The sequence below is a fragment of the Pandoraea sp. 64-18 genome (assembly GCF_001899225.1).
Classification (GTDB): Bacteria; Pseudomonadota; Gammaproteobacteria; order Burkholderiales; family Burkholderiaceae; genus Pandoraea; species Pandoraea cepalis.
The window spans coordinates 369,970-383,753 of the sequence record NZ_MKVU01000013.1; the positions used below are offsets into that span (position 1 = coordinate 369,970).

Consider the following 13,784-nt stretch of genomic DNA (forward strand, 5'->3'; position numbering starts at 1 on the left):
GGACTGGCCTGAAGCCACTACGCAACTTCGCGAATGAACGACTTCAAACGACTGTTCAGGCGTGGCCGTCAAGGACAGACGGGGGTAGCATCGCCCGCTTCATTTCGTCCCTTCCTGCCTGAGGCCCGGCAACTTGCCGCCGGCCTAGTCCTGCCCACGACGCCATGCTCCGCAACTGCTTCTCGTGCCTTCCAACCATCCTTCTTGCGTCCGATACCCCGCTCGCCACCACCGAGGTGACCGACGCCGGGCGACGCGAGCCCGTCACCCCGCTGGAGGAGGATTTCGCGCGCGCCCAGCAAGCTGCCGCGCAGGCCAGCCTCGCGGCCGGGTCGCCGACCGCGCCCATGACACGGACGTACGCGTGCCCGAGCCCAGGCGCGCTCAGAGAGTCTGCGGAGTTCGCACCACGCCCCGTACTTCGGACGTTCTCGGCACCCCCCACCCCGACGCGGCCGTCGACAGTCGACGCTCCCACCTTCATGATCGACATGTACGCGGGACCGGGTGCAAGCCGCGCGCTACGCATCTTCGATGCGCTATGGCAGGAGGTTGCCTTGCCGGCCCTGAATGCGTTGGGTCCGCCCGCCGTCACCAACGGATGGCGCGCCCCACGCACGCCGCTGGCGCCGCCTTGGCCTGAGGGCCTGCCAGCGCCCGTCGACATGGCGACGCAGCCGTGGCACGACACCTTGCACACGCATCTGCATCGCCAGGCCCGAACGCTTGCCCTCCATGGGTTCGACGTTGACGACGTGAGCGATCATCTGGAAGCGCTCTTGCGCGAGCAGCGACCGGTGTTCTCCTGGCGCGCGTTCTGCATCGGCACCCTGCGCGACGCGCTGCCGTTCGCCGTCGGCTCGACGCTCGCCTCATTGTTGACTGAGACGACCGATCCCACCCGTTCCCAAGCCACGTTCTGGCCGCCGATGGCCGCACTGGCGATCGTGCTGATCAATCTGCTCGGCACGGCGGGCTTCAACGTGACCCAGCGGCAGTACCGCAACCGGATCGCGCGCACGACGCCGGCGCCTGACCTGGAAGGACTGAGCGCGATCCTCTCGACCCCTTATCGGGCGGCCTTTGCACAAGTGCTCGGCTTCGTGTTTTGTTACGGAGTGCTGCGCAATGGGGCGCGATACGGCATCGAACGCGGCATGTCACGCTGGTTTCCCGGGATTTTCACCCGGCGATTCGGCGACACCCTCCACGCGGCGCTGGAAATTCCACTGGCGCCCGTCCCAGGATTGACGCTGTTGCCGATCATCCACCAGTTGGGCACGAGTCGGCATAACGCCAGCCTGCAAATCCTCACGCAGGACAATCTGGCCGAGTTGCTGATCGAGGCCGCGCGACGTGAACCCGACGACCGGGAAGCGCCCGCAAGTCTGCAGGCGTTCGTCCGCGATGTCCGTGGCATGCTTCGCTCTGCCCCGCCCCGGCTCATCTGGTTCGCGCTCACGGCCACGTTCTACTACCTTGCATGGATGGGCGACGGCTCGGCGCACGGCCATGGCCGCGACAACGCGACGCGATGGGACGACGGCGCCAATGCCCTGAACGCCACGCAGCTCGCGCCTGACGAAGATTCTCCGAGTCTGGTGGAAGACGCTCATGTCTTTGCGGTGCTCAACGTGCTCTACGGTCTCATCGGCCTCATCTTCTCGATCGGCCACAGCGCCGCGCAGCGCGAGGACATTCGCACTGCGCACGAACGTCGTGCGCCGCGACCGAAGATCAGCACCATCACGGTGGTCACGATCGCCGACTCGGGGGTATCGTCGGCAAGCGCCATGTCGATGCGCCCCAACAGCCCGCACGGGGCCGTGACCGGGGAAGTCAATAACAACAAGGTCCCAACGCCGCCACGCGCCATCCGCGCCCTCCCCGCCCCGCTCGCATCGCACACCGCTTCGCCACCCGTCGCAGGCGACCGCCACGTCGATGACGGGCACGCGAGCCTTCGCCCGCCGGGTTCGCGCCGACACGGCACGACGACGGCGCCCGGCGCGCTGAGCCCACCGCTGCGCCGTACAAGGTGGCCCAGCGCATCATCCGACGACGCTGACGAGCCCCGCGAAACAACACCCCTGTGAGGCGCCTGCGCGGCGCACTTGCCGTGCCTGCGCAGCCGTGGCATGGTGCTTCTCACCTGCACACTTCGTGCAACCAGTACGTCCGGACGCGTGTTGATGCGCGTTCGCCCCCCTGCCTGTCGGAGCGCCCATGCTTTCCACCACCCCGAGCGAACTCGCCCGTAACCTGCTCGTGATTCTCGTGCTCAGCCTGCTGATGATCGGCACGTTATGGGTTCTGCTCCCGTTTCTGCCGGCATTCATCTGGGCGGTGACGATCGTCGCGTCCACCTGGCCATTGCTCGTTGGCCTGCAACGCCGCCTGTGGGGCAAACGGTGGCTCGCCACCACCGTCATGATCTTCGGCATGCTCGTGATCGTCGTCGCGCCGCTGTCCGCCGCGATCGGCACACTGATCGGGCACGCGTCCGACATCAGCGAGCAAGTGCACTCCATCGGGCAACGGGGCCTGCCGATGCCGCCCGACTGGCTGATCCGCATCCCCGTGGTCGGCCAACGCGCCAGCGAAGAGTGGCAGGCGCTTGCAGCGGCGGGCCCCGGCGGTCTCGTCGCGCGGATTCAGCCTTATGCCGTCAAGGCGGCGACGTGGGGATTCTCCAAGCTGGGGTCGATCGGCCTGCTCGTGGTTCACCTTGGCCTCACGCTGATCATCTCCGGCATTCTCTTCATGCAGGGAGAGCGTGCGGCGCGCGCGCTGATTCGCATGGCGCGGCGCCTCGGCGGTGATCGGGGAGAAGAATCGGTCCGGCTTGCCGGAATGTCGATTCGCGCGGTGGCGCTCGGGATCGTGGTCACGGCCGTGACGCAGTCGCTGCTCGGCGGCCTCGGCCTGTGGCTGACGGGGGTGCCGCTGTCAGGCTTCCTGACGGCGCTGATGCTGGTGCTGTGTGTCGCCCAGATCGGTCCGTTCCCCGTGCTGCTCTCGAGCGTGGCGTGGCTCTACTGGCAGGACAGTCCGACGCTCGCCACGCTGCTGCTGGTGCTCTCGGTCTTCATCGGCATGCTGGACAACGTCATGCGACCGATGTTGATCCGCCGGGGGGCCGATCTGCCGATGACGTTGATTCTCGCGGGGGTGCTGGGGGGCATGTTGACGTTCGGGATCGTTGGCCTGTTCGTCGGGCCGGTGATTCTGGCTGTGACCTATACGCTGCTGAACGCGTGGATCAACGAGGGGCTGGCCCGTCCGCCGATGTCGCCGAGCGGCGCACCGGCGGCGCCAACGTCCGCCGCGGTGGCGCCGGAGGCGTCGCCGACTGGCGCGGTGGCGCCCAAGCCCCCGGCAGTGCCGGACGACAAACATCGATGATTGCCTCGGTCTGCGACGGTGGGCTGTCACGCCCAACGGACGCATTTTTCGGATTGCTTCACCTGTCGCCGCTCGCCGCGACGTGGCTAAATACTTCCCGTCCTCACATGAATACGGGAAGTATCAAATGTCACACGCTACCGCCTCCCCGCTACCTGTTGCGCGCGCACAGCGCTCGCCGCGCGTGCCGCGCCGAGCCCGCCTCGGCGACCCGCCGCTGTTACGCCGGGTCGGCAACGAACTGACTTATACGCCCACGCGTTGCCGCGTGAGTGCAAGCCTGATCGTCGGCCGCATCAATCCGTGGTGGCAACGACTGTCGTAGGCGCACCTCGATCACACTCACCTCTGCGAGATTTCGCCAGGGCCATAAACGACAAACGCGCCGCCCGGAGAACCGGAACGACGCGTCGCGGGTGCATCCGTCAATACGCCCGGCAAACCTCCGGGCACACGTTCGCACCTCACGCCGATCGCGCTTATCTCGCCTTCGCGGGCAGGATCTGACCCGAGACCTCGCCGAAGCCCACGCGGTAACCATTCCCCTGGCACCAGCCGGCGATCATCACGGTATCGCCGTCTTCGATAAACGTGCGCTTCGCGCCGCTGGCAAGCGTGATCGGGTTCTTGCCGTTCCACGTCAGTTCGAGCAGGCTGCCGAACGAGTCCGGCGTCGGGCCACTGATCGTGCCAGAGCCCATCAGGTCGCCAACGCGCACATTGCAGCCCGAGACCGTATGGTGAGCGAACTGTTGCGCCATGCTCCAGTACATGTGACGGAAGTTGGTGCGGCAGATGGACGTCGCCTGCGCATCGCCGTCGGCTTGCATCAGCACTTCCAGCGCGATGTCGAAGGCATGCTTGCCCTGCTGCTGCAGGTACGAGACCGGCTGCGGATTCTGCTCGGGGCCGGCCACGCGGAACGGTTCGAGCGCTTCCATCGTCACCACCCACGGCGAGATGGACGTGCCGAACGACTTCGAGTTGAACGGACCGAGCGGCACGTATTCCCACTGCTGCAGGTCGCGCGCCGACCAATCGTTGAGCAACACCATCCCGAAGATGGCCGCTTCGGCCGCGTCCACGCTCAGGCTGTCGCCCAGCGACGTGTCACGACCGACGATGAAGCCGGTTTCGAGTTCGAAGTCGAGCTTGCGGCACGCGTCGAAAATCGGGCGCGGCGCATCGGGCAACTTGATCTGTCCGTTCGGGCGATGAATCGGCGTGCCGCTCACGACCACGGAGCTGGCCCGACCGTTATAGCCGATGGGGATTTCCAACCAGTTCGGCAGCAGCGCGTTGGCCGGATCGCGGAACATGCTGCCCACGTTGGTCGCGTGCTCTCGCGACGAATAGAAGTCGGTGTAGCCGGGCACTTGCACCGGCAGATGCAACGTGACCTGTGCGAGCGGCACAAGTGCCTGAGCCCGCAACGCGGCGTTTTCACGCAGGGCGGCATCGCCGTCCACGGCGAGCAGCGACGTCAGGCGCGCGCGCGTGGCGCGCCACGCCGCGCTGCCCAGTGCCACGAACGCATTGATGGCGGGCTGCGAGAAGACCGTCGCGCCACCGGCCTCGGCGACCTTGAGCACGCCGGCGGCTTCGAGCGCCGCCAGGTCCAGTACCTGATCGCCAATGGCCACGCCAACACGCGGCGTCGGTTGCGACGCGGTGCTGAACACGCCGTACGGCAGGTTTTGCAGGGGGAAGTCGGTCACGCCAGTGTTGGCGGACGCGACCCAGCTTTGTGGGAGTGCTGACATAGGGAATTCCTCGTTTGAGACAGCGCATCGGCCGGCGCTGCACCATCGAAGGGTGCGGCCGGCCGTGTCAGGGGTTGGCGACGTTGCGACGCGAGGCCGCTTACTTCTGGTTCGGGTTGAAGTGCTTCTTCAACCCTTGCCAGCAGGTGTAGTAGTTGTCCTGCCGCTGCTTGGTCTCCAGCGCGAAGCGTGTGGGGCGGATGATCGCCGGCGTCTCGAACATGAACGCCATCGTCGCGTCGACCTTGTGCGGCTGGCTCGTGTCAGCGGCAGAAGCCTTTTCAAACGTGTCCGCATCGGGGCCGTGGCCCGTCATGCAGTTGTGCAGACTGGCGCCGCCCGGCACGAATCCCTCGGCCTTGGCGTCATAGACGCCTTGGATCAGCCCCATGAACTCACTGGCGATATTGCGGTGGAACCAGGGCGGGCGGAACGAGTTTTCCATCGCCAGCCAGCGCGGCGGGAAGATCACGAAGTCGATGTCGTCAACGCCCGGCGCATTGCTTTGCGATTGCAGCACCAGGAAGATCGACGGATCCGGGTGGTCGAAGCTGATCGATCCGATCGTGTTGAAGTGACGCAGATCGTACTTGTAGGGCGCATAGTTGCCATGCCAGGCCACAACGTCAAGCGGCGAATGACCGATGTCGGCACGCCACAGCGCACCGCCAAACTTCGCCACCAGCTCGAAGTCGCCTTCGACATCCTCATAGGCCGCCACGGGCGTGAGGAAGTCGCGCGGATTCGCCAGGCCGTTCGAGCCGATCGGACCGAGATCCGGCAGACGGAACAACGCGCCATAGTTCTCGCATACATAGCCGCGCGCGCGGCCATCGGGCAGCGTCACACGGAAGCGCACGCCACGCGGCAGCACGGCGATTTCGTAGGGCGCCACGTCGAGCACACCGAATTCCGTCGCAATCCGCAAACGGCCTTCCTGCGGCACGACGAGCAACTCGCCGTCGGCGTTGTAGAAGAAGCGGCCGTCCATCGACCGGTTCGCCGCGTACAGATGAATGCCGCAACCGCGCCCGGCATCCGGGCTGCCGTTGCCGGCCATCGTCACCATGCCGTCGACGAAATCGGTCGGCGCCTCGGGCATCAGCAGTGGGTCCCAACGCAACTGGTCCGGGGGCGTCGGCACGTCGTCGAAACGGCTCAGCCAGCGCGACGCCGCGACGGCGGTGAACGGCTTGTGCATCGCGGCAGGACGAATGCGATACACCCACGAGCGACGGTTATGACCACGCGGTGCCGTGAACGCCGTGCCCGAGAGCTGTTCCGCATACAGGCCGTACGGCGCACGCTGCGGAGAGTTCTGCCCGACAGGCAGCGCACCGGGCAATGCTTCGGTCGCGAACTCGTTGCCAAAACCGGACAGGTAGCCCAACTCCCCCTGTATTTGATCTGCTTGACGCATAAGTAGCCTCGTCTCCTGATGTCGAATGGAAATATTGTCCGACAAGCGATGACATTTTGCGATATAAATAGACGAATCCACTCTATTCATAACGCGAATAATATCGCCGCCTCATGATTTCCTTACGCGACGTCGATTTGAACCTGTTGGTCGTCTTTCAGGCGGTACTCACGCATCGGAGCATTTCTCAGGCCGCACGCGAATTGGGGCTGTCTCAACCCGCAGTCAGCAACGGGTTGGCCCGCCTGCGGCAGACGTTCGACGATGAACTCTTCACACGCACCGGCGCGGGCATGCAACCCACGCCGTTCGCCGAGGCGCTCGCCGAGCCTGTCTCGGTGGCCCTGGCCGGCATCTCGCGCGCCATCAATCACCGGGAGGCGTTCGATCCGGCGAGCAGTCAGCGGGAGTTTACGTTGGCAATGACGGATGTGGGGGAGGTGTACTTCATGCCGACGCTCGTCGACCTATGCACCCGGCTTGCGCCTGGGGTACACCTGCGCACCGTCCGAACGACGTTGCCCGACCTGAAGGACGCCATGGCGTCGGGGCGCATCGACCTCGCGGTGGGCGCGTTCGACGATCTGACCGGGCCATTTTTCCAGCGCCGGTTGTTCCGTCAGCAGTATGTGAGCCTGTTCCGCATCGGCCACGCGCTCGACACGCCGCATGCAGGGCTGGCGGAATTCCAGGCCGCACGCCATCTGTTCGTCGCCACGGGCGACAATCCTTATGCGCGCGTGAATCAACTCCTGGCGCAGGCCGGCTTCGGGGCCGACGCGAATGTCTGGGTCCCCCACTTCATCGCCGTGCCGTACGTCGTGAGCGTCAATGATCTCGTGGTCACCGTGCCGCAGAAGTTTGCAGAGCGTGCCGCCGCGCCGTTCGGGCTGCGCTTCGTCAAACCGCCGCTCCGGCTGCCCGCGCTGCAAACGAATGTGTTCTGGCACCGTCGCTACCACCAGGACGGCGGGAATCAGTGGCTACGCCAATTGATTTCGGAGCACTTCGCCGAGTCGTGACGACGAGCGCCTGACGCTGCCGTCAGGCGTCGTTGGCAATGGCATGTCCCTGCGCACGCAGCCAGTCGTTCCACGCGGCGTCGAGCACTTCGAACGCCGATTCCATCTGTCCGACGGACGCCTGGGGCGCCAGATGCTCCACCTGCGCCGCGAGCGATGCCAGCGAACTCAGCCCGAATGCCATGAAACCGCCCCGCAAACGATGCGCGGAATGACGGAGAGTGTCGCGCGATGGGTCGACCAACGCTGCCCGGCAATTGGCGATGTCCTGATCGGCAATCTTCACGAACGTGTCGAGCATGTCGGACAGCGGTGGCCGCCAGTCCTTCGCCGATGTCGAGTCGGAGGACGGCGTCGGTCCGCTGTCGATCAGGTCCGATGACGCTGGAAGCGGCGCGATGTCCACGCACAGCGAGGGATAGCGCGCCCGTATCCGTTCAATCACGCGCAACAACGAGCGCGCATCCACCGGCTTGTAGACGATGGCGTCGAACGGGGACGTCTCGTCGCGGTCGGTGCGCATTGTGACGTCGGCCGTCGCGACGATCACCGGCACATGGGCCGCGCGCGCCTTGATCTGCGTAGCCAATGCATGCCCGGAGAGGTGCGGCATGTTGGCATCGGTGATCACCAGCATGTGGGATTCCGCATCGAACGCGTCAAGTGCCTCGCGCGGGTCGTGATAGCAATCGACCATCGCGCCCAGTCCTTCCAACTGCCGGGACAGCAACATGCCGCTGATCGGATGATCGTCCGCGACAAGCACGTACCACCCGGCCAACGGCTTGATACGCGCCTGCGCGCCGGGGGCGCCCGGCAAGTCACCGCTCGCGGCAAGCCCGGGCGCCGACACGAGGCCGAGCGCATCCCAGAGCTCCGCCTGCTGGAACAACGCGATGTCGCGCGGCCACGCGGGGGCGCTGCCGGCCGGACGATCGACCGGCGTCGAGCGCAGCAGATACACCTCCGAGCCCGCCATACCGCGCACCGGCCATTCGTCGGCAAACATGAGCAAGCCCGCGTCCTGAACGCGGCCACTGCCCGAAGACCACGATACCGCGTCGTCATATCTGACCGGCAGGTAACCCGCCCGACGAATCAATGCGTCGAGATACGCATGGCGGCGAGCGAGTCCGCTCACATACGCAAACGTCTCGCCTCTCCCGACGACGGGCAACATCTCGCTGTCCGACGCCCAGGGCAGACGGAGCGTGAAGCGCATTGTCGTGCCCTCGCCCTCCTGACTGTCGACCTGCAGCACGCCGCCGAGCATACCCACGAACTGATGCGAGATCGCGAGCCCCAGGCCGGTGCCGTGCTGCATGCCCGGCTCCGACGTACTCTTGCCGAACGGCCGGAACAAGTCCGCCAGATCGGCAGGCGCAATGCCAACGCCACTGTCGCTGACCGTGAAGGCCACGTCACAGCCCTGAGGGTCAGTGCGCGTCACCATGGCGCTGAAGGCGACGTACCCTTTCTCGGTGAACTTGATGGCATTGCCGACAAGATTTGTCACGACCTGTCCGAGTCGCAGCGCATCGGTATGCACGGCACGCGAGAGCTGCGGGTCGATCATCCAGTCCAGCGTGAGTCCCTGCAACCGCGCACGTCCCGTGAACGACAAGCCGATGGCTTCGAGCTCCTTGAGCAACAAGCCATCGCGGCCATTCAGTTCGAAGCGACCGACCTGAATCCGAGAATAGTCCAGCAGATCGTTGATGAGATCGAGCAGATTGCGCGTCGAGCTTTCCATCACATCGACGTAATACCGATGATCTTCGCCCAGACGCTGCGCGCTCAACAGTTCAAGCGACGCGAGCGTGCCATACAACGGCGTACGCATTTCGTGGCTAACGGTCGTCAGGAAGACATCCTTGGCGCGATTGGCGCTCTCGGCGGCAAGCCGCGCCTTGCGTTGCTCCAGTTCGAAGCGGCGTTGCTCTGTCACGTCGGACAGTGTGGCGATGAGCACCGACTGTTCACGAAAGACAGTATCGACGAAGCTCACGGCGTAGTGACGCTCGCCGGCGTCGTCGATCGCGCTCAGCAAACGCCGCACCGGACGCGCCACCACACCGCTGTGCAGTTGGCGGTACATGCGCGTCAACTCGCCATCGCCCAGATTTCGAAGCAAATCGACGGTGCCCGCATACGCAGGATTGCTCATCACCACACTGGGCTCGAAGGGATCGATGATCGCCATGCCGACGGGGGCCGTCTCGATCAGGGTTTGCGTGAAGGCGTCTCGTTCGAGCAGGGCCGTCGTACGTCGACGCGCCGGCTCGATCATGCGTTGGCGCATGTAGCGCATCCCGGCGTACACGGCGGCCGCATAGAGACACAACAGCAACGTGGCGCCGATCAACAGCGTGGCATTTTGCTGCAGTAAATCTATCGGACGAACGGTATACCGGACGAACCACGGCGACGACGCCGGATGACGCTCGAAGACCAGACGCTCGCCGTCGTAACGCACCGCCATTTGCGCGTCACCAAAGAGCGGCAACGTGGCGAGCGTACGCAAATGTCCCAACGACGAGAGCGACGCGCCGGCGCTTGCCACCACGAACCCGTCCGCCGACACCAATTGGAGGGCTTCGCCCGTGTGCTCCAGCGTTCGCAGCCGCGGCGGCACAATGCTGTCGGGCGCCATGGTGGTGCCGACGTAGGCCATCAGATGACCGTCGAGATCGCGAATTGGCACGAAGCTCGAGACCGCCGTCAAACCGGAAAGTGCATTTTTGTAGTTGTAGGTCCAGAACGGACCGTCGTTGCTCGTGGGACGACGCGCGGCATAACGCTCGACCTTGTTGATCTCGGCGAGCGTCGCGTTGGTGTCACGCGCGAGATCCGTCGCGCTGACGGGCTGCAGGTCGAACGACGTACGGCGAGCGGCAAACGCGCCGTCCGCCGAGATGATGAAGGTTTCGTCCTGCCCACCCAGCGCACTCCAGAAGTTGGCATCGAGAATCATCAACCGAAGGGTGAGGCGCGCCAATCGCTGCGCTCGCTCAGCCGGGATCTCCGCCAGCTTGACAATCTGGAAGTCGCCATCGAACCCCACGCCGGCAACGCGCTTCGCCGTGCCGATCGGCATGGTAAGCAGCGGGCCCAGAATCCGATCGGTGAGTGATTGTGTAACACCGCCCGGACGAACGTTGCTCGCCAGTGCGGCTTGCGCCATCGTACTGGCCTGCTCGTTGAAAATTTCGACGTCGCGGATCTCGTGGCCCACGGTCGCGAAGAACGTCGCCGTCTTCTGCCCCCCTTGCCAGACCATGCCGAACAACGCGTAGGACACCACAGCGACCCAGACCGACAAACCAAAAAGCAGGGCCAGCAAGCCACCGATACGAAGCAGGCGGCCTGCAATCGCGATGTCACGCGTCATCGTCGCATCGGACGCGGACGCGGACGCCAATGTCGTATGTCGAGTCAAACTCAGACGGCGCTCGGCATTTCGACTTCGCCGTGACGCGAAAACTGAACCGGGCTCGAGACGTGCAGCTTGAACAGCTCCATATCGGTACGGCAGCCCAACTTGCTCATCGCCATGCGTTTCTGATTGTTGATCGTCTTGGCCGAACGCTTGAGGGCATCGGCAATCTGCGACACGTTCAGACCGTCCAGGTACATGCGCAGCACTTCCATTTCCTTCGGGGAAAGCGGACGGCAAGCGGTCGGCTTGCGGCGCATCTGCTCTTCGAGAATCTGCTCGGCGCGCCCCCCCCGATAGCTCATGCCACGTCGGCAACGCTCCACACACACCGTGATTTCGCGCAGATCGTCGGACTTGGTCATCACGCCCAGCACGCCGCAACTGTCGAGCGCGTGGATGATGGCCGGTTGTTCGATCGAGGTGAACACGATGATCTTGACGTCCGGATACTTGCGACGCACACGATTGATCATGACCAGGCCGTCGCCAAAGGTGCCGCCGGGCATGCAGTAGTCGGTAATCAGCACGTCGACCGAATTCGTCTCCAGTGCCTTGAAGAGCTCGGTCGAGTTGGTGACGGGCGGCAGCACGTGGAAACCCGGATCCGGGGACAGCATTTCACGCAGTGTCGAGGCGATGATCGGATGATCATCCGCGATCAGAATTTTTACCATCATTTTGCAGAATCCTTTTAAAAGAAGTCAGCCGTGGGCGCGCGCGATCCTTCGCCGTGTCTACGCGTCATGGCTTCCCAAAAGAGGAATGTGGGTCGAGCCAACACACTCGGTGGTCACGAAGGCGTAACCGCGTTACTACTGTGGACGCCGGCAGGCCGCGACCCGGCGGCGCATCGCCACCTCCGGCCCGGTGCGCCGGAAACGTCTCGCTATCCGGCAACGCCGGCGGCGCCCGCACCCTCGACCGTCGTCCAGCCAGAGCACGTCTTGTGGCCCGTCAAGCGCGCTGCGCCAGTGCCCATGACAGGCTTGACGCAATAGCGAAGGCGCACGCCGCGCAAACCCGCCGACGGCATCATCTCGCGTGCTCGTGCGACAACGCGAATACGCGTCGGTCCCGACGCCGCTTCCCATTGATGCACGCTGTGGGTCTCAGGCCAATCGGCCATCCATCGATACGTCCCGCTCACCACCTGACCGACCTTCGGCGTGGCACTCATCGCCACGGCGGCGGCGACCGGCCGCATCCGCGTTTCAACCGCACGCGGGGCCGCAGCCAGTTGCGCTGCCACCGACGGCGGCGTGCCGACGCGTTCCGACGCCTGCCCCGCCGCCGACACACCCGGTGTCGATGCCTGGTATTCACTGCATCCCGCGAGCCACGTCATCAGAAGGGCGCCGCTCAGGCGTGTCAGCGTAGCAAAAGTGAGGTGGCCCATGACTCGCTCGGCACTCGAACAGCGGAACGAGGAGGACGCCGAAGCGTCAATGTATGTCGTGGTCATCGATGCAAAGCCAATCGACATACCGCGTGACACTTCAACGTCACGCGCTGATTTGCGACCAGCAGAAATATAGGATAAATCTACAAAATCCAGCCATTTTGGATCTCCTTATGGGAAACATCCTAGTCCAAATTAGGCGGATTACCGAATGCGAGGCGCGCAGCGCACGCAATATGCGGCGCCTCCATGCGGGAACAACTCGGATTACGTACCCGTCATGCAAGCACCACGTCTCAGTGGACAACCGGGCGACGGAAAGATTCATTCCATGCATTCCCGGGATGTCAACCACGATGGGTACGCAGCGGGTACGAGAATGCAAGTGACGTCGTGAGTCACTCGCAAGGCGTAGCGATTTTTGAAGGATCTGCGTGTGCCGCGCGATGGCACAACCGCCGCTGCGGCATGTCAGACGCCGAAGGCTTTGGCGAACATGCCCAGGGCGACCGCGGCCATCAGTGCCGAGAAGATTTGCTGCAGTCTGGACGCCGCGATGTGCGGTGTCAGGGCGCGCCCGAGCAGCATGCCGACGATGCCGCCAACCACGAACATCCACCCTTGGGGGCCCGGATGCATGCCGTTCCACCAGGCGTTGGCCACGGTGCCCGCGGAAATCAACGCGATGACGAAAAGCGACGTCGCCACGACGCCGTGTACCGTGATGTCGGTGAAACGCCGCAACGCGGGGACGATCACGAATCCGCCCCCCACGCCCAGCAGTCCCGACGCGAAGCCCGACACCGCGCCGATGAGGCCGAGCGTGGCGGCGACGCGCCGCGTCCAGTGCAACCGTCCCGTCTCTGGATTCATTCGGCATGGCGGTTGCGGCGCGGCACCGGCCGACGCCGCCAGATCGGTGCCTTTATCGGTGCCCGCTGTCCCGGCGCGCGACGCGCGATACATGCGCACCGCCACGACCATCATTGCGATGGCGAAGAGTCCAACGAGCCAACGTTCCGGCAGTCGGTGAGCCATCCACGTGCCAAGCGGCGCCACGGCGACCCCGATCCCGGCCATCAGCATTGCCGCGCGATAGCGCACGAGGCCGACACGCAGTCCATGGGCGCTCCCCACGGCGGCACTTGCGCCTACGGCGAGCAGGGCCACCGGGCCGGCCTGCGGCACGCCCCACCCCAGCCCGAAGACCAGCGCCGGCACAGCAAAAATGCCGCCTCCCGCACCGGTCAAACCCAGCACGAGGCCGACCGCGGCCCCGAGCAAAGCAGCCATCGGGGAAGCACTCAAAAATTCTAGGGACATGGCAAGGAATCCA

At 64.7% G+C, this 13,784-nt stretch carries 10 protein-coding genes; 4 read left to right on the plus strand and 6 right to left on the minus strand.

Annotation, left to right across the window (positions count from 1 at the left end; translation table 11 throughout):
- The first annotated feature begins 482 nt into the window (after positions 1 to 482).
- From BGP02_RS12645 to BGP02_RS12655, 3 genes are all read left to right on the plus strand, one after another.
- Positions 483 to 2,096: a hypothetical protein gene (locus BGP02_RS12645; protein ID WP_017232233.1), complete on the plus strand. Its 1,614-nt coding sequence runs from the start codon at positions 483 to 485 to the stop codon at positions 2,094 to 2,096.
- Between the two features lie 130 nt (positions 2,097 to 2,226).
- Positions 2,227 to 3,405 carry an AI-2E family transporter YdiK gene (gene ydiK / locus BGP02_RS12650; RefSeq protein WP_286798638.1) on the plus strand — a complete coding sequence of 393 codons (1,179 nt, stop codon included), beginning with the start codon at positions 2,227 to 2,229 and terminating at the stop codon, positions 3,403 to 3,405.
- Between the two features lie 127 nt (positions 3,406 to 3,532).
- The gene (locus BGP02_RS12655) at positions 3,533 to 3,730 is read left to right on the plus strand and encodes a hypothetical protein (RefSeq protein ID WP_157211350.1); all 198 of its coding nucleotides are present in this window, start codon (positions 3,533 to 3,535) and stop codon (positions 3,728 to 3,730) included.
- A gap of 154 nt (positions 3,731 to 3,884) precedes the next feature.
- On the opposite strand, the gene fahA is transcribed toward BGP02_RS12655, so the two are convergent.
- Together fahA and hmgA are read right to left on the minus strand one after the other, a co-directional pair.
- Complete coding sequence (fahA, locus tag BGP02_RS12660) at positions 3,885 to 5,168, minus strand: fumarylacetoacetase (RefSeq protein WP_268566340.1); 1,284 nt, start codon at positions 5,166 to 5,168, stop codon at positions 3,885 to 3,887.
- A 100-nt stretch (positions 5,169 to 5,268) separates the two neighbouring features.
- Positions 5,269 to 6,588 carry a homogentisate 1,2-dioxygenase gene (gene hmgA, locus BGP02_RS12665; RefSeq protein WP_286798639.1) on the minus strand — a complete coding sequence of 440 codons (1,320 nt, stop codon included), beginning with the start codon at positions 6,586 to 6,588 and terminating at the stop codon, positions 5,269 to 5,271.
- A gap of 113 nt (positions 6,589 to 6,701) precedes the next feature.
- Here hmgA and BGP02_RS12670 point away from each other — a divergent pair, with 113 nt between their 5' ends.
- Positions 6,702 to 7,610, plus strand: a complete 909-nt coding sequence (locus BGP02_RS12670; RefSeq protein WP_017232237.1) for a LysR family transcriptional regulator — start codon at positions 6,702 to 6,704, stop codon at positions 7,608 to 7,610.
- A gap of 22 nt (positions 7,611 to 7,632) precedes the next feature.
- On the opposite strand, the gene BGP02_RS12675 is transcribed toward BGP02_RS12670, so the two are convergent.
- From BGP02_RS12675 to BGP02_RS12690, 4 genes are all read right to left on the minus strand, one after another.
- On the minus strand, positions 7,633 to 11,001 hold the full coding sequence (locus BGP02_RS12675; protein ID WP_286798640.1) for a hybrid sensor histidine kinase/response regulator: 3,369 nt from the start codon (positions 10,999 to 11,001) through the stop codon (positions 7,633 to 7,635).
- A 50-nt stretch (positions 11,002 to 11,051) separates the two neighbouring features.
- On the minus strand, positions 11,052 to 11,726 hold the full coding sequence (locus tag BGP02_RS12680) for a response regulator (protein ID WP_286798641.1): 675 nt from the start codon (positions 11,724 to 11,726) through the stop codon (positions 11,052 to 11,054).
- A gap of 209 nt (positions 11,727 to 11,935) precedes the next feature.
- Positions 11,936 to 12,445, minus strand: a complete 510-nt coding sequence (locus tag BGP02_RS12685) for a hypothetical protein (protein ID WP_150562965.1) — start codon at positions 12,443 to 12,445, stop codon at positions 11,936 to 11,938.
- 474 nt (positions 12,446 to 12,919) lie between these two features.
- Entirely contained in the window at positions 12,920 to 13,771 is an 852-nt protein-coding gene (locus BGP02_RS12690; RefSeq protein WP_254440947.1) for a sulfite exporter TauE/SafE family protein, read from the minus strand.
- Between the last annotated feature and the right edge of the window lie 13 nt (positions 13,772 to 13,784).